Origin of the sequence: Streptomyces sp. NPDC057638, from assembly GCF_042800315.1 — a bacterium.
GTDB lineage: Bacteria > Actinomycetota > Actinomycetes > Streptomycetales > Streptomycetaceae > Streptomyces.
Genome location: NZ_JBHVHF010000123.1, coordinates 1 through 21,732 on the forward strand (window position 1 = coordinate 1; position 21,732 = coordinate 21,732).

Here is a 21,732-nt window from a genome sequence, read left to right on the forward strand (position 1 = left end):
GACCGCGTCCTGGTCCCGGGTCGTCTCCGGCTCGACGGGCAGCCGCTCATGCCCGGGCGCGAGCGCCTCCGCGAGCAGCCGATGGGCCCGCGCGGCGGCGTCCGCCGCCAGGAACTCCAGCGCGTCGGTGTCGACGCCGGAGCCCGGGGCCCGGTCGGTCTCCACCGAGGGCGCGGGGCCAGGGGCCGCGGGCAGTTCCGGCGCCGGGGGCAGCGACGGCAGGATGCCGCCCATCCCGAACGCCTCGTCCGCGGGAACCCCGGGCATCCCCCGGTGCGCGTCCGTCTCCGAGACCATGGGAGCGGCCGCTCGCGCGGCGCTACGGGAGTGCAGCTCGTCCAGGAGCCGTCGCCCACCGCGCCCACGGACCAGCAACAGCACCAGGGGATCCTGGTCCAGCAACCGCGCCACCTGGTAGCACAGAGCCGCCGCGTGCGGACACAGATCCCAGGCGCCGCAGTCGCACTCGGGCTCCAGGTCGCCGATGCCCGGCAGCAGATCGACGCCCACCCCGGCCGCGTCCTCCACCAGGTGCGGTGGCATCTCCCCGTCGAGCAGCGCCGCGATGTGTCCCGCCCGGTCCACGGCCATATCCAGGAAGCGGTCCCAGTCCGTGGCGCTCAGCACGGACAGCAGCACATCACAGCGGTGCCCGGTGCCGTCCCGGTCCCGGACGACGGCGGTGATCCGCCCGGGGCGCACCGACACCGCGCCCACCAGCCCCGCCCGCGCGGCCTTGCGGCCCCGGGTGAGCTGGTCGGCTTCGAGCGCCGTGTCCTCCAGTGCCCCGATCCAGCGCTGTCCCCACCAGGTCTGGGCGAAGCCCCGGCCCCGGGTCGGCGGCAGCGCCGCGAAAGTCCGCTCCACCTCGTCCGCGTGCATGTGTCGCCCCTCGCTCATCGCGTACCTCCGCGCAGCTCCACGAGGTCCGCCAGATCGGCGTCGCTCAGTTCGGTCAGCCCGCTCTCGGCCGAGCCGAGCACCGAATCCGCCAGTCGCTGTTTGCGGGCCAGGAGCGCGTCGATCCGGTCCTCGATGGTGCCCTCCGTGATCAGCCGGTGGACCTGGACCGGACGGGTCTGGCCGATCCGGTACGCGCGGTCGGTGGCCTGTGCCTCCACCGCCGGGTTCCACCAGCGGTCGACATGGATGACATGCTCGGCCCGGGTGAGGTTGAGTCCGGTGCCCGCGGCCTTGAGCGACAGCAGGAAGACCGGTACGGCGCCGCTCTGGAAACGCGCCACCATGGTGTCGCGTTCGGCCACGGGCGTGCCGCCGTGCAGGAACTGCGTCGCGACACCGCGCGCCGCCAGGTGACCCTCCAGAAGCCGCGCCATCTGTACGTACTGGGTGAACACCAGCACGCCCGAGCCCTCCACGAGGATGGTGTCGAGGAGCTCGTCGAGCAGCTCCACCTTCCCCGAACGGCCGGGCACCTCCGGGTGGTCCTCCTTCAGGTACTGCGCCGGATGGTTGCAGATCTGCTTCAACGACGTGAGCAGCCGCATCACCAGGCCGCGCCGCTCCATGCCGTCGGCACCGGCGATGGCGGCCAGCGTCTCGCGGACCACGGCCTCGTAGAGCCCGGTCTGCTCGGAGGAGAGGGAGACGGCGTGGTCGGTCTCCGTCTTCGGGGGCAGCTCGGGCGCGATCCCCGGGTCGGACTTGCGCCGCCGCAGCAGGAACGGGCCGACCAGCGCGGCCAGCCGCTGGGCGGCGGCCGGATCGGTGCCACTCTCGGCCGCGTCGGCGTAGCGGGTACGGAAGGTACCCAGTCGTCCCAGGAGACCCGGTGTCGCCCAGTCCAGGATCGCCCACAGCTCCGAGAGGTTGTTCTCCACCGGAGTGCCGGAGAGCGCGACGCGTGCCTTGGACCCGATGGAGCGCAGCGCCCGTGCCGTCGCCGAGTACGGGTTCTTCACATGCTGGGCCTCGTCGGCGATGACCAGGCCCCAGGGCACCTCGTCGAGCCGGGCCGCGTCCAGCCGCATGGTCCCGTACGTGGTGAGGACCACCTCGCCCGGCGCGAGGTCCTCCAGATTGCGCGAGCCGCCGTGGAAGCGGCGCACCGCGACGTCGGGGGCGAACCGCGCGAACTCCCGCTGCCAGTTGCCCATGAGCGAGGCCGGACAGACCACGAGGGTCGGGCCCGTCGCCGACGCGTCGCCTTGGCGGTGCAGATGGAGCGCGATCAAGGTGATGGTCTTGCCGAGTCCCATGTCGTCGGCGAGACAGCAGCCGAGGCCCAGCGAGGTCATCCGGTGCAGCCAGCGCAGACCGCGCAGCTGGTAGTCGCGGAGGGTCGCGGTGAGGGCGGAGGGCTGGACGAACTCCTTCTCCGACGGGTCCGACCGGTCCGCGTCCTCGGGATCGGCCAGCCGGTCCCGCAGTTCGGCCACCCAGCCGGACGCCTCGACGTCGACCCGCCGTCCACCGACCTCCGCCGAGCCGGTGAGCACGGCGGTCAGCGCCTCCAGCGGGGAGAGGCCGCCGTCCTGGCGGTCTCGGGCGCGCCGGATGTCCTCCGGGTTGACCAGGACCCACTGGTCACGCAGGCGCACGACGGGCCGGTGGGCCTCGGCGAGCCGGTCCAGCTCGTCCCGGGTCAGCGGCTCCCCGTCCAGCGCGAACCTCCAGTCGAACGAGAGCAGTGCGTCGGCGGAGAGCAGGGACGGGGGAGCGGAGGCGAGAGGGGAGGACATCCCGTCCGAACCGTCGCGCGGCGGACCGACGACCGCGTGCTCGGTGAGCCGCCGTGCCATGTCCCTGGGCCAGTGCACCGCGACGCCACACGCGGCGAGAGCGGGGGTGGCGTCCGCGAGCAGTTCGGCGACCTCCTCATCGGCGAGGCCCACCGCCTCCGGCACGGCCGCGTGCAGAAGCGGCGTGAGCGGTGTCCAGGCGCGCGCCGCCCGGCGCAGCGCGATGAGGGCGTCCATCTGGGCGCGCGGCCCGAACGCCGCCGCCCCCCGGTCGCCGCCCGCCCAGACGTCGGCCGCGTCGGCGACGAGGGCGGGGTCGCTGAGGCTGTGCATCTGGAGGACGGCGCGGAACGCCGGCCCGCGCTCGTTCCCCTCGCCGTCGGGGCCCGAATCGGCGGGGCGGTGGGTGCTGTCGGGCTCGCTCTGGGCCTCGATCCGGAGGGAGAGGCGTACGCCGGAGTCATGGGCGGCCGCGAGGTCGGAGGCCCAGGCGCGGACTCCGGGCAGATGCTGGGGTTCCGGTGCGGCGAACGCCTCGGAACCCGCGGCGAGAACGGCCGCGGGGGAGCGCGGCAGCCCGTCGGCCACCGCGTCCAGGAACGCCCGCAGCAGACCCTCCTGCTCGGGCAGGACGGTGCCGTCCGTGCCGTCGAGCGGTACGGCGTGGGCCTCGGGCGGCATGGCGGCGGCCAGCGCCCGCACCCGTTCCCCGTCGGTGGCGGTGAGCGGTGCGATGCGCCAGGTGTCGTGGTCGGTGCCGGTCAGTCCGGGCAGCAGCAGTCCACGGGCGGCGAACTCCAGGGCCAGGAGGGAGGCGGCGCCCCAGAACGCGGTCGCCCGGGAGGCGTCCGGCATCAGCCGTGCGCGGGTCAGCAGCGGGAGGGCCGAGGCCACGGGCAGGGTCACGGCGGAGACGGTCCACGCGCGAAGGTCGGCTGTCACGACGGTCAAGGGTTCGGTGGCGGCTCCCGGGACGTCGGCGCCAGGAGAGTCGTCGCCGGGGAGCCAGAACGCGACACGTCCCGAGCGGGGCGGGTCGCCGGGAAGGAACACGGTGGAGTGACGGGCGAGGGCGGCTGAGGGGGGTGCCACGGGAGGGCTCTGCACAGCGATGATTCGCATTCCTCAAACTTGACTAGCCTGACTGGGAGTCGCCGATGATAGCCGAATGCCCGGACTCGCGGGTGGAGTGAATGCGTGATCTGCCTCACATGAGCCTCCCGTGGGCTCTGTCGCCGGATGTGGAGACGGGTGGTACGGCTCGGGGTGGGCGCGTCGCCCAGCGGCGAGGGATCCTCGTTCGGCCCGGTCGCGGCGCATAGTGGAACTGTCGAGTGGTTCCGCGCGTTCCTCAGGCAGGAGCGGTCGGGGCGGTGCGAGGAGGAGCGAGATGTCAACACGTACGAAGATCGTTATTGGCGGGGTCGTGGTCGGTCTGCTGCTGATGCCCCTGATCGGATTCTGGTTCTCCCTGCTCGTCGTGGTCGGTCTGCCCGCCGTGGCCTATCTGATGCTCGACCCCAGCCAGCGGAAGCGGCTGCGCAGGGTCTCGCGCAAGGAGATCGGTCGCTGACCCTCCTGGGCCGCTGACATGAACCGCTGACGTGGCCACGGGTGGCGCGAGGGCGACCGTCCGCCGGGCAGGGCGGCGCGCGTCCACGCCGGTGCGGGGCGGGTATCGGCCAGCCATGTGCGCTGAGGTCGAACGGTGGGTGGTGGTCGCGGCGGCGCTCGGTCTCATTTCCGAGGGAAAGTCGGCGCGCGGGCCATGGAGTGGCTATCGCTCACCCGTCGAGGGTGGCGGAATCCATGGCTGCCCCACCGAGGTGGTACATGAGTCAACGAGTTGGGTGGTTGCGCGCCCTGTTCTGGGCGGGCTCGCACGGGCAGGCTTGTGCTGCCGGGCCGGGAACTGCCGAGGCTGGTCCCGGCCATCGCCCCTCGTGCTGGAAAGGCAGGACCGTCCATGCCGCGCCCCCCGCTCCTCCGGAGTTCGGCCGCCGTCGTCTGTGTCGCCGCGGCGCTCGGCCCCGGCTCCGCCCCCACGGCCATCATGGCCGACGAGACGCCGCTGACCAGGGTCTCCGCTGAATCCGAGTCCTCCCTGGCCCAGCGCCGTTCCTTAACGGCCGACGATCCCGCCGGGGCCGTGGCGGGTCTCTCCCCCTCTCGTACGGATCCGGCCCCTCTGGGCAATGGCCGCTATCGAATTCTTACGCACACGGGAAAGTGTCTTGATGTCGAGAATGCTTCGACGGTCGTGGGGGCGCGGATAGTCCCTGCCTCCTGCGGGTCCGTCGCGGATTCTCCCTCCCAGCTTTTCGATATCGAGCGGATCGGTTCGGGGCAATATCGCGTGACATCACTCAGTGGCATGTGTCTTGACCGGCGCAGTATTACGCCGCCGCTCCCCGCCTACAACATCATTCAGACCGCTTGCCGGGCCGCCAATCCCTACCAGAAACACCTCATCAATTCGGCCACCAGCAAGGTGAGGTCGGTCGACAACCTCTGCTTCGCGGCGCCCGGGCCCGCGATTCTTCTCTACGCCTGCTCGACCGAGCGCAATCAGACCTTCTCCTTCCAGGTCGTCCAGCAGGGCGCGTGAAATCGTTCTCACTCGGCGCGGTGCGGGCATGGCGTCCGGAGTGGGGGTGGTGTCACCGACCTGGTGCGAGGCCGGGTCCGAATATGCCATTCGAATGTACGTCGCACGGTTGCTCGATTTATTGCGGCGGTTGCACCTTGCCCTGCCGCTCGCCGTGCGAAAGGCTTACGGCAACACGGGGAACGCATGCTCGGGGAAGGAACAACCATGCCGCTGGACAAGGGACTTGACTGGCTGCTCGACGACCTGACCAAGAGGATCGAGCACATCAAGCACGCACTCGTACTGTCCAACGACGGCCTGGTCACAGGCGCGAGCTCGGGTCTCGCGCGGGAGGACGCCGAGCATCTCGCCGCTGTCTCCTCCGGTCTGCACTCGCTCGCCCGGGGTTCCGGACGCCACTTCCGGGCCGGCCGGGCCCGACAGACCATGGTCGAGTTCGACGAGGCGCTGCTCTTCGTCACGGCGGCCGGGGACGGCAGTTGCCTCTGCGTTCTCAGCGAGGCCGAGGCCGACGTCGGTCAGATCGCGTACGAGATGACGCTCATGGTCAACCGGGTGGGCGAGCATCTGAGCGTGGCGGCGCGACAGCCCGGAGCAAATGCCCGCTGACCTGCGAGAACGCTAGTTTTTGAGGGTTATCCACAGGCCCTGCGGAAGTCTTCCGCCGCGGGCTACGGTCATCACCGGGAGTCAGAGAACCTCACGGGGGAGACCAAGATGACCTTACGGCGAACGACGTCGGCGGCAGCGGTATCGGGTGCGTCTGCCGAGGCGGCGGTAGCAGAGGGAGAGCGGCGCTCGCGGCGGCGTCCGGACCTCGTCCCGCGACCGGGAGTGGAGAGCGGGGGTGCGGTGGATCCTCCGTCGGCAGCGACGGGGAAGACGGGGCATCCGCCCGGGCTGACCTTGCGGCAGGCCGCTCGGGAGCTCGGCCTGAGGGGCACGGAGGTCGAGTTGGCCGTCGACCTCGGACACATCGGTGTCACCTCACACGACGGCCGGGGACCCGCGTTGATCGCGGAGGAGGAGATCGCGCGGGTGCGCGCGGCCCCGGGCTTTCCGCAGGCCCTGCGCGACCGTGTGCGGACGGTGGGCGCGACACGGGGTGCCGGGCTGATCGGCATTCATCCAGCCCGCTTCGGGCGGCTCGCCCGGACCGGCCATCTCACCCCCGTCCGCTGCTATCTGAACCGCTATCGAACGGTCGTCTGGCTCTATCTCGCGGACGAGGTCGAGGAGTTCGCCCGGCGGCACGCGGGGCTGCTGACCGGCAGAGCGCCCGCCGAGATGGTGGCCAGGCTGGCGGCGGGCGAGGACCGGCGGGCGCGGAACTGGCGTGCCCGGCGGCTGGCCGGGCTGATCCAGTGGACCCGGGATCCCTGGGCGCGGGCGGCGGCTATCGCAGCCTCCCTCGATCCGGTCACGCTCGCCGAATCGGTCACCGACGCCGTCGAGCGGTCCTATCTGAGAGAGCTGCGGCCTGGTTCCGGCATGGCCCCGCCATGGTCGGCCGCCGTCCAGGACGGGGTGATGGAGCGGCTGCTCTGGGCGGAGGACCCGGACGAGACCCTCTGGTACCGGGTTCGGCTGGCGGACGCGCTCGGCCGGGCCCGACTGGCCCGGCCCGCGCCGGTGGTGAGCGGCGAACCGGACCTCGTGCCACGGCGGACGTCGGTGGGCGGAGCGATGCCGGGCGTGGCGGAGGCGCACGGCGTGGTGGACAAGCCCGCACATCCGGCGGGTCCGTCCGGCGGAGCGCCCGATGCCGTGCGCGGGGCGGCCGCTATGGCCTGGGGACCTCTGGGTGTGGTGCCCCATCCTCCGGAAGCCTGGCGGTGGACCGGTGGGGGAGCGGCGGCCGCCGGGGGAGTGGCGCGCGCGAGGGCGCTGGAGACGAGCCCCTCCGCACCGGTACCGGGCGTGGTGCCCACCCCTGAGACGGCTGGAACGGCGGGCTCGGCGCCCGGCTGTGTGCGTCGGGCGAGGCCGGCGCCCCCGCCGGGGAGAGAGCGTGGCGTGCGGGGGTCGGGGGATCAGCCGCGGTGTCCAGCCGCGCCGGGCACCCCAGACGCTCCCTCCCCGGAGCCCGGGTCCATCGCCGCTCCCGTGCCCGGAGCGGTCGCGACGGTGTCCTGGCCAGCGGCGCCCCCGGGGTCGCGGACGCTGGGTGTCGTGCGGTGGCGTGAGCGACCGGTCGGCCGCGGCGGTCGTCTCGCCCGGGTGCTGGCGGCGCTGGGTCTGAGGGGCGCACGGAAAGGGCGGCGCGTGAGGTGAAAGGGAGGGCTCTCCCGGCGCTGGGTGCGCCTCACTGAGGAGCCGGGGGCTCCTGCGCCGGGGCGCGGGGCACCGGGGGGACGGTCGCGCCGCCTCCCTCCTCGACGGCCTGGACCACGGCCTGGTGGAGGGCCCGGCTCTCGTCCTCGGTGGCGCAGGCCATGGGGCTGCCCGTCATCGTGAACCAGTCGGAGGCACCGCTGTACTGCACGGCCACCCGCGCCTCACCACCGGCCCATGTGGTGTGCACGGTGAGGTCCCCGGTCAGCACCCCGACCTCGTCGGTGTGCACTCCGCCGCGCCCGGAGTACACACCCGTGGTCGTCCACGAAGCCCAGCTCATCCTCCCAGGCTCGCACCGGGAGGCCCGAAACGCGACCGATGCCCGCACCTGATCTCCGCTCCGCGCCGCCGTGTGAAGTTCCGCTGTGGTCCCGTTTAAGAAATCCTCGATGGACTCCCGGGGCCGCGCTCGGCAGATTGGTGCAGGTCCCTGACCCGCGCTGACATAGTTTGGCGCCATTGCGGCAAAACATGACTGCTGTCGTCTCTGTCATGCTCTGCCACGATTTCCTGCCTGGAGCCGCCCCGATGAAGGCACTTGTCAAGCAGCACGCTGAGCCCGGTCTGTGGCTCATGGACGTGCCGGAGCCCGAGACTGGTTCCGGCGATGTGCTGATCAAGGTGCTGCGCACCGGAATCTGCGGCACCGACCTGCACATCCGTTCCTGGGACTCATGGGCGCGGGGGGCCGTGGACACCCCGAGGGTCCTCGGCCATGAGTTCGTGGGCGAGGTCGCCTCAGTCGGCGCGGACGTGGCCGACATCGCGGTGGGTGACCTCGTGAGCGGCGAGGGTCATCTGGTCTGCGGCAAGTGCCGCAACTGCCTCGCCGGGCGGAGGCACCTCTGCCGCAGCACCATCGGTCTGGGGGTGGGCCGGGACGGTGCCTTCGCCGAGTACGTGGCCCTGCCCGCCTCCAACGTATGGGTGCACCGTGCTCCGGTGGACCTCGACATCGCCGCGATCTTCGATCCCTTCGGCAACGCCGTGCACACCGCGCTCTCCTTTCCGCTGGTCGGTGAGGACGTACTGATCACGGGGGCGGGACCGATCGGCATCATGGCCGCCGCGGTCGCCCGGCACGCGGGCGCGCGCAATGTCGTGATCACCGATGTCAGCGAGGCACGGCTGGAGCTCGCCCGGAAGGCCGGTGCGACCCTGGCGCTCGACGTCTCGCGGCACCCCATCGCCGAGGCGCAGCGGCAGCTCGGCCTCAGGGAAGGGTTCGACATCGGTCTGGAGATGTCCGGGCGTCCCGAGGCGATGCGCGACATGGTGGACAACATGACCCATGGCGGCAGGATCGCCATGCTCGGTCTTCCGGCGGAGGAGTTCGCCGTGGACTGGTCGAAGATCGTGACCTCGATGATCACGGTCAAGGGGATCTACGGGCGGGAGATGTATGAGACCTGGTACGCGATGACGGTCCTCCTGGAGGCCGGACTCGACCTCAGCCCGGTCATCACCGGGAGTTATGGCTTCCAGGACTTCGAGGCCGCCTTCGACGAGGCCGCGACCGCCCGGAGCGGCAAGATCATTCTTGACTGGACTCGCTGAACGGGTGTGACGGGCGTCCGCCCCGCCGACCCGCCCGCCGACCCGCCCGCCGGAGCCCGGAGCCCGGAGACGGCTGACTGGGTGTGGTGTGGGGCGACCGGCACATGACCGGCGGGCGGCGTCCCGACCGCCGGACTCATCGATGACGAGAATCCACCCCCGACTTCCCGACTTCTCTCCTTCAGACCCTCGACGACACCTAGGGAGCACGCTTCATGTACGCGTCCGTCCGCGACGACCTCCGCACCACCCTCGACGAGATCCGTGAGGCCGGGCTCCACAAGCCCGAGCGGGTCATCGGCACCCCGCAGGGAGCCACCGTGTCGGTCGCGTCCGGTGAGGTCCTGAACTTCTGCGCCAACAACTACCTCGGTCTCGCCGACCACCCGAGGGTGGTGGCCGCGGCCAAGGACGCCCTGGACCGCTGGGGATACGGCATGGCGTCCGTACGGTTCATCTGTGGCACGCAGGATGTGCACAAGGAACTGGAGGCACGGCTGTCGGCGTTCCTCGGCCAGGAGGACACCATCCTCTACTCCTCCTGCTTCGACGCGAACGGCGGTGTCTTCGAGACCCTGCTCGGCCCCGAGGACGCGGTCATCTCGGACGCGCTCAACCACGCCTCCATCATCGACGGCATCCGGCTCAGCAAGGCCGCCCGCCACCGCTACGCCAACCGCGACCTCGCGGAGCTGGAGCAGCGGCTCAAGGAGACCCAGGACGCGCGCCGTCGGCTCATCGTCACCGATGGGGTCTTCTCCATGGACGGTTATGTGGCCCCGCTGGCGGAGATCTGCGATCTGGCGGACCGCTATGACGCGATGGTCATGGTCGACGACTCGCACGCGGTCGGCTTCGTCGGCCCCGGCGGACGTGGCACCCCCGAACTGGCGGGCGTCATGGACCGGGTCGACATCATCACGGGCACGCTCGGCAAGGCGCTTGGTGGGGCCTCCGGGGGCTATGTCGCGGCGCGCGCCGAGATCGTGGCCCTGCTGCGCCAGCGTTCCCGTCCGTATCTCTTCTCCAACTCCCTCGCGCCGGTGATCGCCGCGGCCTCGCTCACGGTGCTGGATCTGCTGGAGTCCGCCGATGAGCTGCGGGAGCGGCTGCGGGAGAACACCGCGCTGTTCCGTGCGCGGATGGCCGCCGAGGGCTTCGAGATCCTTCCCGGGGATCATCCGATCGTCCCCGTCATGATCGGCGACGCGGCGGAGGCGGGCCGGATGGCCGAGCTGCTGCTGGAGCGCGGGGTCTATGTGATCGGCTTCTCCTACCCCGTGGTGCCCCTGGGGCAGGCCCGTATCCGGGTCCAGCTCTCCGCCGCGCACTCGCTGGAGGATGTGGAGCGCGCGGTCGCGGCGTTCGCCGACGCCCGCCGGGTTTTGCACGGCTGAGCCTCGGCGGGCAGGTGAAGAAAAGACGGGACCGGGGTGGCGAGGCCGGGGAGATCGCCGACCTGTGTGATGGCGACAGGCGCTGGATCCGCGGTGGGTGGACGTGATGCCGCTCGCGACGTGGATGGACGATGGCGGGACCGCTCGGGCCCGCCATCGTCCCGGACCGTTCACCCCGTCCCGGACCGTTCACCCCGGGGCGGGCGTGCCTTCGCGGCCCGGCGCGTTCCCGCCCGCTCGGTGCGCGGCGGGTGGGGCGGTTCGACGCCACTACCCCGAAGGTCTTCCGGGCGGTGCTGCCGGGGGTGCCCTCCCGTAGCGCCGCGCGGGTGCCGGGCGGACGGGCGGAGGGACCGGCCCCGTCTTCCCGCTGGTGGGCGGGCTGAGAGAATGACCAGGTGATCGACCCGAGACGGCTGCGTATCCTGCGGGCCGTGGCGGACCACCGTACGGTGACCGCCGCGGCGTCCGCGCTCTACCTCACCCCGTCGGCCGTCTCCCAGCAGCTCACCGCGCTCGAACAGGAGACCGGCCACACACTGCTCATCCGTGGCGGCAGAGGAGTCCGGCTCACGGCGGCCGGGGAGATCCTGCTCCACCACACCCACACCGTCCTCGCCCAGCTCGAACGAGCCGAGGCGGAGCTGGAGGCGTACGCGGGCGGCACGGCGGGCGACGTCACGGTGGCCGCCTTCGCCACCGGGATCGCCGAGGTCGTGGCCCCCGCGCTCGGGCTGCTTGCCGGTGATCACCCCGGGATCCGGGTCCGGGTCCGGGACGCGGAGGGAGACGAGAGCCTCCCTCTGGTGCTGGACGGCGAGGCGGAGATCGCGGTCGCGGTCGAGTACCGGGGCGCGCCGGGAGTCGATGACCTCCGGCTGGCCCGGGTGCCGCTGTACGCGGAGCCGTTCGACGCCGTACTCCCCGCCGGTCATCCGCTCGGCGCGGCCGACCGGATCGCGCTCGCCGAGCTGGCTCACGAGCGGTGGATCGGCCCCTACCCGGGCAACCCCTGCCACGACATGGTGCTCCTCGCCTGTGAACAGGCCGGATTCCAGCCGAGTCTGGTGCACTCCTCCGATGACTTCCGGGCGGTGGTCGCACTGGCGGGCGCGGGCGCCGGGGTGGCCCTGGTCCCGAGGGCCGCGCTGCGCGGGATGGCCTGGGAGGGCACGGTGGTCCGCGCGGTCTCCGGTCCGGTGCCGACGCGCCGTGTCTTCGCGGCGGTACGGAGAGGGGCGGAGCACCACCCCTTGCTGAGCCCGGTCCTGGACGCGCTGGCGAAGGCGGCGGCCGGGTTGTCCACCGGCTGACGCCCCTGCCTGGCCCTTCGGCCGGGGGTGCCGCCGGGCACGGGTCGTTCCCTGCCCTGGAGCCTGATCCATCAGAGGCGCCCAGGGGCTCCGGTGCTCCGGAGCGCGGGAGGAGCCCGGTCGTCCTCCGCTCGGCCGACCGCTTCGTCTGCGGGTCTCGGACGCGTCCGAAGCCCGTGGCGCGGGCGGGTTCCCCGGCCCGGCCCGGTCGGTGTTCGTCGATACTCATCAATACTCATCAGTATTCATCGGTATTCACCGGTGTCTCTCACCATCCCTCACCATCCGTTTGTCGCCGTCCTCGTGACGACTCCACGGGCGCATCGGATGACGTCGGACGGCGTTTTCCTGGTCAGCGGTCGTTGTACCCGCCCGTTCTTCATGCCGGAGCCGTCATCGCGCGTGCCGCCACCGCCTGCCTGTAGCGCGTCAGCGGAGATCTGTCCAGGGCGGTCCTTGCCCTGTCTCACTCTCGCGCGGGGCGGGAGAGTGGGGGCACGGCCGGAAGACAGGGAACAGGCCGATCGCAGGTGACCGGCGCGGCGGCGGGCCGGGGGATGGGTCTCCACCTCACCCGTCCTACCGCGCTCCCACCGGGCCGGACACCGTACTGCCTCCGGCGATCGGCGGCGTCCCACCCCGCCAGGGGAAGCGGGGGACCTCCGGGGTGGGCACCGTCACGGTGCCCACCCGGGGGCGCTTCTCGGACAGGCCGTCGTCCGCCCACCGTACGGGGCTCCTCGTGGTGCCCCGTACGGGCGGATAATCCGACCCATGCCGTCGTCCAACCCGGAACTCCAGAGCTTCCTCCTCTCCCGGCGCGCCCGGCTCGGTCCGGGCGATGTGGGTCTTCCGGCCTCCGGTCGCCGACGGGTGAGCGGATTACGCAGGGAGGAGGTGGCCGCGCTCGCGGACGTCAGCGTGGACCACTACATCCGGCTGGAGCGGGGCCGCGCCTCGCAGGTCTCCGACACAGTGCTGGACGCGGTCGCCCGGGCGCTGCGGCTGAGCCCCGCCGAGCACCGCCACCTCTACCGGCTCGCCCGGCCGGGCGCGGCCGGGCCGGGCATCGCGGACGGAGGGTATATGGAGGTCGGGCATCCGCCCGGGGAGCGGTCGGACCACCCCGACGCCCCGGTGCGCGCCGGGGTGCGCCAAGCGCTCCAGGCGCTGGCCGCCCCGGCCTATCTGGTGGGCGCCCGTGGGGTCGTCCGGGGCTGGAACAGCCTGGCCACCGAGGTGTTCCTGGACTTCGCCGAGGTCCCGCCCGCGCGTCGGACGATCGGCTGGCTGGTCTTCACCGAGCCGCGTGTGCGGCGTCTGTACGTGGACTGGGAGACCAAGGCGCACGAGACGACGGCGTATCTGCGGACCGAGATCGCCGAGTATCCCGATGACGCGGCGCTCGCCGCCCACATCATGGAACTGAGTGCCGCCAGCCCCGAGTTCCGGGCGCTGTGGTCCCGCCATGCCGTGCTCGGTCCGTCCCACGGCACCACCGGGATCCGGCATCCCGAACTCGGTGTCCTGGAACTGTCGTTCGAGACCATGCGGCTCACGGATGATCCGAGGGAGATCGTGGTGGTCTACTCGGCCGGGGCGGGTTCGCCGTCGGCCGCCGCTCTGGAACTGCTGGCGCGCCGCTGCGCCGGGGGTGGACCTGCGGGGGCCACCCCGCCGGGGTGAGCCGTCGCCCCGACATCGCCCCCCGGGGCCCGGCGCCCCGGGGCGGCCGGATCGGCCGGTGGGCCGGCCACCCGGGACGACCGGCGGTGGGCGCGGGCAGCGCCCTGACGGCCCGGGAACCCTGACGGCCCTGGGACCTCCACAGCCCGGGAACCCTGACGGCCCTGGAACCTCCACGGCCCTGGGACCTCCACGGCCCTGGGACCTCCACAGCATGACGATCCGCCCGGAGGCCCGGCCACCGCCCCTCGGAGCACGGAGGGACAACGGCTTGTCGCGGTCACGGACACCGGCTTCCCCCGGGTCGGACACCGGGCCCGGGTCAGGACGGCGTGGGCCGGGACTCCAGGACATGTTTGAGGTTGCTCAGTGTCCGGCGGATGTTGGCGCGCTGGAAGTCGGCGAAGGTGTGGCCACGGGTCGCCAGCCGGTCGAAGGCGTTGGCGAGGGCGTCGGGCCAGCCCCGGCGGTCATCCCGCCAGGTCTCCGTCACCCGGGTCCCGCCGTCGACCGCGTCGAAGCGGTACTCCCAGGTGGCGATCCGCCCGCGCAGGACCGGGCGCCGTCTGCCGATGGCGTGCACCCGGAAGGCGAAGCGCTCGCCCGGATCGGCGGCCAGCACCGTGCAGCGGGTGGTCCAGCGCAGCGGTCCGCGCCGGTTGTGACCGTGGAACACCATGCCCACATAGGCGTCGCGGATCTCCCCTCGTACGGTCGCACCGAGGTTCTCCGGACTCCAGTGGCCCATCAGCCGGGGGTCGCTCACCTGTGCGTAGACGGTGGCAGGGGTCGCGTGGATGACGATGCTGTCCGAGACCGTCAAGGTGCGAGGCATGGTGGAGGACTCCGATCCGCTGGACGCCGGGGCTCTGTCCGCCCCATGCCCCCTGCGCGGGATTCAACCCCTCGCGGCGTCGACGGGAGGCGGGTCCCGTCCTCCTGGGATGCCCGTTTCCTCCCGCCCGGACCCGGAGTGTGGGAGAGCCGGTCCGGATCCGGATGGCGGGATGTCCTGACGGATCAGGGGAGTGCGGTCCGGACCAGGGGAGTGCGGTCCGGGTCACGGGAGGGCCCGGTGGATCGCGCGCGAGCCTCGCGGGGCGCGGCGGACGGATACTCCTTGGCACACCTGGTCGAACAGTCCGGCCTTCCGGCCCCCGGACCGGGACGATGACAGGGGCGCACGGTGGAGGAACTCACCGTGCGCCCGGTCGGCCGACTCCGCTCACGAGGTGGCGGACAGACCCGTGAGATCCACCAGCTCCGCCAGCCCGGCGAGGTCGGCCAGCGTGGCGGGGTCGGTGACGCTCGTCAGCTCCGGCAGCTCGGTGAGGCTGGCGAGCTCGTTGATCTGGGCGAGGTCGGGCGCCTCGGCGAGCGATGTCGCCGTGGCGTCGGTCTGGCCCGCGAGGCTGGCCAGGTCGGCCAGGGCCGTGAAGTCCGTGAGCTGGGTGATATCGGGCAGGCCCGAGGTGCCGGTGAGACCCGCGAGGTCCGCCACGGTCGGAGTCTCGGCGGGAGCCACCGGGGCCGCGGGTACGGCGGGGGCGCTCACCGGGGCGGTGGCCTTCGCCTCCTCCACCGTCTTCTCGACCCACGCGGTGAGCTCGGTCCTCGATCCGTCGATCAGCGACTGGAGCGCGGTCGTGAGCGCGTCGAGCGCCTCCGTGGTCTCATCGGCCCGCCCGGCCCGTTCGGCGGCGGCCACGGCGGGGGAGGGCTCCGGGGCCGCGGTGAGCGCCGTGGCCGGTCCTGCCGCCGCGAGGGTGAGGGCGGCGCACAGTGCCGAGGGCGCGAGGAGGCGGGTGACCGGGGAGAGTCGCATGGGTGTTCCTTCCGGAGCGTGGGGACGCGTTCGCTGCCACGGTCGGGACGGAAGAGGTGCCGCGCAACCGCGCGGATCCGGGGCCCTTCGGCCATCTGGCCCGCGCGTACCCCGGATGACCTGTGTCTCTCGGCGGGGGGTGTGGGCGCTCCGGTGTGGTGCCTCCGGGGGAGGGGGTACGTCCGTCCGGGCGCGTCCGGGTACGGAGGGTGCCCCGGCCGTCCGGCGGGACGGGACCCGCTCGGCTGAGGCTCCCACAGCGCGCCCGTGCCTCAGGGCCGGGCGGCCCGCTCAGGAGAGCAGCCGTCCGCGCCAGCCGCGCGTCGGGCGCCGGGGTCGGTCTTTCCTCTCCCCGTACATCGTCCCTCTCCCTGTACGTCGCCCCTGTCCCCGTACGTCGCCCGGGGGCGCCGGGGGCGGTCTTTCCTCTCCCTGTACGTCGCCCGGAGTGCCGCGGACCGTCCTTCCTCTCCCTCGCATCGCCTGGGTCACCGCGGGCCGTCTCTCCCTCAAGCGGTTCCGACGCCGCCCCGCGCCGCGCGCTCCCCGACGGCCCGTCGGGTGTCCGGCGGCACCAGGGCCGCCGGACACCCTTCTGGGGCCATCGGCTCAGGGCCCCTTCGAGGGCGAGGGGCCGGGCGGGGGCCCGGGCATGGCGACCGCCTGGGTGTACACGTTCCAGATCTCCGCCGCCAGTCCCTTCTGGTCGCTCTTCAAGGGGACCTGACGCCGTGTCTTGGCGTTCTCCCCGAACAGCCCCACGGTCGTCAGCAGTTCCTCCGTCGCGGCGACCGCCCACTCGGCCTTGCCGTCGTCGCTGCGCCCGGCGACCTGTTGGACGGACTCGATGCCGTTCTCCGTCCAGATGTCCGTCCGCTTGACGCGCGCCGAGCGGGACTCGGTCGCCAGGTACTCCTCGGCCGCCCGTGCCGCCGAGGCGCTGATCATCCGGGTGCCGATCGGGTCGCGGACCCCGGTGCCCTCGTCGTCGCGGGTGGCGGACTTGACGATCGACGGCGTCACTTTCCGGCCGTCGTTGCGCAGGCTCGCGTAGACCCGGGTCAGCTCCATGGGGCTGACGCCCACCAGCCCCAGCTTCAGCGCCTTGGGGTCCTTCACCTCGCTCTCGTCCAGCTTCATCCCGAGGGCGTCGGCGGTCTCCACCGTGACGGCCGGGTCCAGCCCGGGGCTGCGGGAGTCCCCTTCGTCCTGCGCCGCCGCGGCGGCCCGCAGCACCGGCCCGAAGGTGGGCCCGGCCTGGTAGTCGGCGCGCTGGGTGTTGCTGAGGTACTGGCGCAGGGAGTCCCGGCCCCCGTACATCGCGACGATCCGGCCGTTCCTCGGATCGAGGGAGACGGCCCCGGCCTGCACGTTCTTGTCAAGGGTCGTTCGACCGGACGGGACGGGCCGCAGATGCCGGGCCGGGCCCCCGTCGACGGACGTACCGGCCGAGGTGATGGCGGTCTCCAGAGCCCGCTGGCGCCGGGGGTCCACCGTCAGGGTGACCCGCCAGCCGCCGCCCGCCAGTTCCTGTTCGCTGACGCCGGAGCGCATCAGCTCCCGCTTGGCGGCCTCCACCAGATAGCCCGTCTGTCCACCGAGACCCGCCTCCTGCCGGGGTTCGCGGGGAACGGGGAACGTCATGCGCTCGCGGGCGCCGCGATCCAGCCAGTCCTGGCCCACCATGTTGTCCAGGACGTAGTTCCAGCGGTCGTGGACGAGTTTGCGGCCGGTGGGACCGGCGGTGGCCCAGTCGTACTGGCTCGGCGCCTGGAGCAGCGCGGCGAGGTAGGCGCCCTGCTCGACCGTCAGCTGGCCCACCTCCACCCCGTAGTAGGCGCGGGCGGCGGCCTGGATCCCGTACGCGCGGCGGCCGTAGTAGCTGCTGTTGAGGTATCCGGCGAGGATGTCGGACTTGGACAGGTGGCGGTCCACCTTGAGCGAGATGAACAGTTCCTTGACCTTGCGGCTGAGGGTCTGTTCCTGGCTGAGGTAGTAGTTCTTGACGTACTGCTGGGTGATGGTGGAGCCGCCCTGGGCGCCCCGTCCGGCGATGGTGTTGCCGATACCGCGGACCGTGCCCGACAGGGAGATCCCGGAGTCGCTGTAGAAGTCCTTGTTCTCGGCGGCCACGAAGGTCAGCTGGACCTTCTCGGGCACGCTCTCCAGGGGTACCGACTCACGGTTGATCTCGCCGGTACGCGCCAGTCTGCTGCCGTCGCTGTACAGGTAGACGTTGCTCTCGGCCCGTGCCAGCTCATTGGGGCGGGGGATGTCGATGACGACGTACAGCACCGCGAACGCCCCGCAGACCAGCACTCCGAGCGCCGCCAGCGCCACCAGGGCGCGGCGCCAGGTCAGCCAGCGGCGCCGGGCCCGCCGTCTCCGCCCGCGTCCCCGGCGCCGGGGCTTCGCCCCGGCCGTGTCGTTGCTGGGGTCGTCCGGCGTCCGGACCGGGGTGCCACTCGTACGCATGCGCGCATCCTCGGTGGCGAAGATCTTCGGGGGATGAAAACTCTGTGTCGGACCGGACGCGGAGATGTATCAGCCGTGTATCGGCGGCTCGGCGCCCGTCCGTACCGCCGGGTACGCCTCGGTGCGTCCGCCGGTGCCCGGGTGCGCCTCGGGAGGCCCCACGGCGCGTCACAGCCGTACGGAACCGTACGGTCCGGCTCGGCCCTGCGGAATCGTACGGCCCGGTCCGGCTCAGCCGTGGATCGACGGTTCGCCCGGGTTGAGCCGTGGCAGCTGTATGGACGCCACGGCACCGCCGCCGCCCTGCTCCGAGTCGTTGGCGAAGCTCAGCCGGGCGCCGATGAGGCGGGCGTGTCCCTGGGCGATGGTGAGGCCGAGCCCATGGCCGGTGCCGCGCTCCCGGGCGCCGGTACGGAACCGTTGCGGCCCATCGGCCAGCAGCGTCTCCGGGAAGCCGGGGCCCCGGTCCCGTACCGTGACCGTCGGGCCGGCGCTGGGCCCGGCCTCGTCCCCGGCTGTCACGGTCACGGTCACCGGGGGATGGCCATGGCGGTGCGCGTTGACGACGAGATTGGCCAGGATCCGCTCCAGCCGGCGCGGATCCGTCCACACCTCGGTCTCGCGCGCGCCGTCCGCCAGGACGATCCGCACCTCCTCCGACGGCAGTCCCGGTCTGCGGACGATGTCGCGCACCAGCGGCCCGAGCGGACAGGGGGAGAGATCGGGCCGCTCGGCCCCCGCGTCCAGCCGGGAGATCTCCAGCAGATCCTCCACCAGCGCCGCCAGGACCCGTACCCGGTCCCGTACGAAGCCCGACGCCTCGCTCTCCGGCAGCAGTTCGGCGGCCGTGACCAGCCCCATCAGCGGTGTGCGCAGCTCATGGGCGACATCGGCGGTGAACCGCTGTTCGCTGCGGAGCCGCTGCTGGAGGGCGGCGGCCATGGTGTCCACGGCGGTGGAGATCTCGGCGATCTCGTCCCGGGGCCGGGGTGAGGGGTCGATGCGGGCGTCGAGATCCCCGGCCGCGATACGGCGGGCCGTCCCGGCCGCCCCGCGCAGCCGCCGGGACATCCGTCCGGCGCTGATCACCCCGAGTGGCAGGACGACGGCCGTGGTCAGCGCGCCCGCCCAGGCGACGGTCGTGTTCAGGGCGCTGATGTCGCCCAGGGTGGTGGCCATGTCGATCCGTACGGAGAGGACCTGATCGCCCGCCGGGCGCGCCGCCCACATGGCGGGGCCGGTGGGGCGGGTGGTGAACTCCGTGCCCCGGTGCCCGCGTTCGGTCAGCTTCCGCAGTCTGCCGGGGAGCCCGGGGGAGTCCAGGGCCGCACCGGTTCCCTGGACCGATCCGGTCCTGGCGTAGGCCATGGCGGCACGGTCCAGGGTCGTCCGTGCCGCGTCCCGGGCCTGGTTCAGCTCCCGGTCGCGCGACGCGGTGTGGACGATGACCCCGACAGCGGTGGCGACCGCGCAGATCGCGGCGGCGACAAGGGCGGCGATCCGCCAGCGCAACGCCATGGTCAGCGCCGGAGTTTGTAGCCGAAGCCACGGACGGTCTCGATGCGCTCGGCGCCTATCTTCGCCCGCAGCCGCTGCACATGGAGGTCGACCACCCGGGTGTCCCCGTGCCAGGCGTGGTCCCAGACCCGGCTGAGCAGGGTCCTGCGTTCGAGCACGACACCGGGGGAGGCGGCGAACTCCAGGAGCATCCGCAGTTCGGTGGGGGTGAGGGCGACCTGCTGCCCGTCCCGCCGTACGTCCAGTCCCCGGGGGTCCACGGTCAGATCACCGAAGGTGAGGAGGGTGTTCTCGGTCGTGTCGCCGGGGGCGGCGCCGGGGGTGACGGCGGGGGTCTGGGGCGGGAAGGAGGCCCGGCGCAGCAGCGAGCGGATCCGGGCGACGAGCACCGAGCTCTCACAGGGTTTGACGACATAGTCGTCGGCCCCGGCCTCCAGCCCGGCGACGACGTCGAGGGCGTCACCGCGCGCGGACATCATCAGGATCGGGGCGAGGCTCATCTCGCGCACCCGGCGGCAGAGGCCGATGCCGTCGAGATGGGGCAGCATCACATCGAGCAGGAGCAGATCCGGGGTGCGCTCGCGGAAGCGCTCCAGCCCGGAGAGTCCGTCGGCGGCGGTGGAGACGGTGTAGCCGTAGCGCTCCAGCAGCATCCGGACGGTGGAACGGATGACCTCGTCGTCCTCGACGAGCAACAGGTGCGCGCCGTCGGCACTGCCGGGGGCGGGGTGAACGGCACTCATGGGTTGTCTGTCCTGGGGAGGGGTGCGGGTGGGGACGGGGGTGGGGGAGGGAAGGTGGTGGGTGACGCGGAGCGGAACCCGGGACGGGCGGGGGTGTCGCCGGAGACGGAGACGAGTTCGGCGCCGTTCCAGCGGAACCGGGTGGTGATCTGCCCGTCGCTGCCGCTGGAGCGGAGCACGAGGTCGGAGCCGAACGTCTCGCCGGTGCCGCCGAGCAGGGACCAGTGGATGAGGATGGGCCGGACGGTGGTGCCGAAGGACCGGTAGACCTGGATCAGGGTCATCGCGCCGAACGGGTCGTCGAAGGCCACGATCATCTCCGTCTCCCCGTCCCCGGTGACATCGCGGTGGACGGGGGCGCGCAGTCCGCAGACCCGCCCGGGGCACTGCCGCAGCGCGTCGTAGACGCCCTGGGAGAGGTTGGGGTCCTTCGCCATGAGGGAGGGCGCCGACATGGCCCGCAGACCTCCCTTGGGCACGGTGACGCCGGGGATGTCCCGATAGCGGTGGTACGAAGGGGACTGACGCCCGGTGGGTGTCGGCACCGCCTGGCGCGGCCAGAGAGGGGAGGCGCTCACCGGCGGCGCCAGCGGAGCCGCCGCGCCGTCGTCCCGGGGGCCCGTGTCGGCGGCGCATCCGACGGACCCCAGGGCCGTCGCGCAGAGGAGCAGCGCGACCGTGAGCGGCCTCCGGCCGGGGCCGGTGCGTGGGGAGCGGGCCATGGATGATCACCCTACCGGCGTCCAGGCGTACATGTGTACGGCCCGCGAGGATGCCGGACGGGGATCGAGGGGACCGGGAATCCGGGAGACCGGAGATCGGGGGACCCGGGATCCGGGAGGCTGGAAGATGATCACCCGGATCGCTGGGGGATGAGGAACGGAATTCGGATCGCTATACATAAGGAACAGATAAGGGCAAAATGGATAGATGGCGCGCGCTATGGCGGCGCGCCACACGGTCAGACGCGCAGCGCATCGAAGGAGGCGAGTCGTATGGCCGGCGTCTCACACCACAGGGGAGATCTGGCGGGGCATCCCGACATCTCGGAGATGAGGGACCGCTATGACCGCGTGCTCGGCGGGCGCGATGTCGCGCTCGTGGACGGCCCGGTGTTCCTGGTCGGACTGGCGTGCGCGGTGTCCCCGTGGATCGTCCACTACGCGGCCACCCAGCCCGCCCTCGCGATCCACAACCTGATCATGGGGGTCGCGATCGTCGTGCTCGCGCTCGGCTTCACCGTGACGCCCGCCCGGATGTACGGACTGAGCTGGGCCATGTGTGCCATGGGTGTCTGGCTTGTCGTCGCGCCCTGGATCGTGGGCAGCGCCCCGGACGCGGGCGTCATCTGGACCAATGTCATCCTCGGCTGCCTCACCTTCGCCCTCGGTCTGGTCTGTACGGCCGCCGCGATGAGGAGCGGACGCTCCGGACGGCGTGCCGGAGGGTAGTGCTGACGGAGCCTCGGGGCCGGGTTCGGGTTCGGTCCGGCGGTGACGTCTCGGTGGCCGCCCGCGGGCACCGGGGATGTGACACGCGGAACGGGAGGTGGGGTCCGCCCCCCTGGG

General features: G+C 72.3%; 18 protein-coding genes. 9 read left to right on the forward strand and 9 right to left on the reverse strand.

The window, feature by feature from the left end; translation table 11 throughout:
- A partial coding sequence (locus tag ACFVIM_RS18225) for an SWF or SNF family helicase (RefSeq protein WP_384302291.1) occupies positions 1-900 on the reverse strand: 900 nt, incomplete at its 3' end.
- Complete coding sequence (locus tag ACFVIM_RS18230; protein ID WP_384302293.1) at positions 897-3,824, reverse strand: DEAD/DEAH box helicase; 2,928 nt, start codon at positions 3,822-3,824, stop codon at positions 897-899. The genes ACFVIM_RS18230 and ACFVIM_RS18225, both read right to left, overlap by 4 nt.
- A gap of 268 nt (positions 3,825-4,092) precedes the next feature.
- Between ACFVIM_RS18230 and ACFVIM_RS18235 the strand changes: the two genes are divergently transcribed.
- From ACFVIM_RS18235 to ACFVIM_RS18250, 4 genes are all read left to right on the forward strand, one after another.
- The gene (locus tag ACFVIM_RS18235) at positions 4,093-4,275 is read left to right on the forward strand and encodes a hypothetical protein (protein ID WP_384302295.1); all 183 of its coding nucleotides are present in this window, start codon (positions 4,093-4,095) and stop codon (positions 4,273-4,275) included.
- Between the two features lie 480 nt (positions 4,276-4,755).
- Positions 4,756-5,310, forward strand: coding sequence for an RICIN domain-containing protein (locus ACFVIM_RS18240; protein ID WP_384302297.1), 555 nt, complete (start codon positions 4,756-4,758; stop codon positions 5,308-5,310).
- 207 nt (positions 5,311-5,517) lie between these two features.
- Positions 5,518-5,922 (forward strand): roadblock/LC7 domain-containing protein, encoded by a 405-nt coding sequence (locus ACFVIM_RS18245; protein WP_384302299.1) that lies wholly within the window; start codon positions 5,518-5,520, stop codon positions 5,920-5,922.
- 108 nt (positions 5,923-6,030) lie between these two features.
- On the forward strand, positions 6,031-7,587 hold the full coding sequence (locus ACFVIM_RS18250) for a DUF6397 family protein (protein ID WP_384302301.1): 1,557 nt from the start codon (positions 6,031-6,033) through the stop codon (positions 7,585-7,587).
- Positions 7,588-7,618: 31 nt separating this feature from the next.
- Here the strand turns inward: ACFVIM_RS18250 and ACFVIM_RS18255 are convergent, their stop codons facing one another.
- Positions 7,619-7,930: a hypothetical protein gene (locus ACFVIM_RS18255; RefSeq protein WP_384302303.1), complete on the reverse strand. Its 312-nt coding sequence runs from the start codon at positions 7,928-7,930 to the stop codon at positions 7,619-7,621.
- Positions 7,931-8,178: 248 nt separating this feature from the next.
- Between ACFVIM_RS18255 and tdh the strand changes: the two genes are divergently transcribed.
- From tdh to ACFVIM_RS18275, 4 genes are all read left to right on the forward strand, one after another.
- Positions 8,179-9,207, forward strand: a complete 1,029-nt coding sequence (tdh, locus tag ACFVIM_RS18260; RefSeq protein WP_384302305.1) for an L-threonine 3-dehydrogenase — start codon at positions 8,179-8,181, stop codon at positions 9,205-9,207.
- A 215-nt stretch (positions 9,208-9,422) separates the two neighbouring features.
- On the forward strand, positions 9,423-10,604 hold the full coding sequence (locus ACFVIM_RS18265; protein ID WP_384302307.1) for a glycine C-acetyltransferase: 1,182 nt from the start codon (positions 9,423-9,425) through the stop codon (positions 10,602-10,604).
- 398 nt (positions 10,605-11,002) lie between these two features.
- Positions 11,003-11,917 carry a LysR family transcriptional regulator gene (locus tag ACFVIM_RS18270; protein WP_384302309.1) on the forward strand — a complete coding sequence of 305 codons (915 nt, stop codon included), beginning with the start codon at positions 11,003-11,005 and terminating at the stop codon, positions 11,915-11,917.
- A gap of 774 nt (positions 11,918-12,691) precedes the next feature.
- Complete coding sequence (locus ACFVIM_RS18275; RefSeq protein ID WP_384302311.1) at positions 12,692-13,603, forward strand: helix-turn-helix transcriptional regulator; 912 nt, start codon at positions 12,692-12,694, stop codon at positions 13,601-13,603.
- Positions 13,604-13,925: 322 nt separating this feature from the next.
- Here ACFVIM_RS18275 and ACFVIM_RS18280 read toward each other — a convergent pair whose 3' ends face one another.
- From ACFVIM_RS18280 to ACFVIM_RS18305, 6 genes are all read right to left on the reverse strand, one after another.
- On the reverse strand, positions 13,926-14,438 hold the full coding sequence (locus tag ACFVIM_RS18280) for an SRPBCC family protein (RefSeq protein ID WP_384302313.1): 513 nt from the start codon (positions 14,436-14,438) through the stop codon (positions 13,926-13,928).
- A gap of 390 nt (positions 14,439-14,828) precedes the next feature.
- Positions 14,829-15,428, reverse strand: a complete 600-nt coding sequence (locus ACFVIM_RS18285) for a hypothetical protein (RefSeq protein WP_384302315.1) — start codon at positions 15,426-15,428, stop codon at positions 14,829-14,831.
- Positions 15,429-16,037: 609 nt separating this feature from the next.
- Positions 16,038-17,903 carry a transglycosylase domain-containing protein gene (locus tag ACFVIM_RS18290; RefSeq protein WP_384302317.1) on the reverse strand — a complete coding sequence of 622 codons (1,866 nt, stop codon included), beginning with the start codon at positions 17,901-17,903 and terminating at the stop codon, positions 16,038-16,040.
- A 231-nt stretch (positions 17,904-18,134) separates the two neighbouring features.
- Positions 18,135-19,421: an ATP-binding protein gene (locus ACFVIM_RS18295; RefSeq protein ID WP_384302318.1), complete on the reverse strand. Its 1,287-nt coding sequence runs from the start codon at positions 19,419-19,421 to the stop codon at positions 18,135-18,137.
- A 2-nt stretch (positions 19,422-19,423) separates the two neighbouring features.
- Positions 19,424-20,164, reverse strand: coding sequence for a two-component system response regulator CseB (cseB, locus tag ACFVIM_RS18300; protein ID WP_384302320.1), 741 nt, complete (start codon positions 20,162-20,164; stop codon positions 19,424-19,426).
- Entirely contained in the window at positions 20,161-20,886 is a 726-nt protein-coding gene (locus tag ACFVIM_RS18305; protein WP_384302322.1) for a hypothetical protein, read from the reverse strand. Before ACFVIM_RS18305 ends, cseB begins: the two co-directional genes overlap by 4 nt.
- A 273-nt stretch (positions 20,887-21,159) precedes the next feature.
- Here ACFVIM_RS18305 and ACFVIM_RS18310 point away from each other — a divergent pair, with 273 nt between their 5' ends.
- On the forward strand, positions 21,160-21,615 hold the full coding sequence (locus ACFVIM_RS18310) for an SPW repeat protein (protein WP_384302324.1): 456 nt from the start codon (positions 21,160-21,162) through the stop codon (positions 21,613-21,615).
- Positions 21,616-21,732 lie beyond the last annotated feature (117 nt).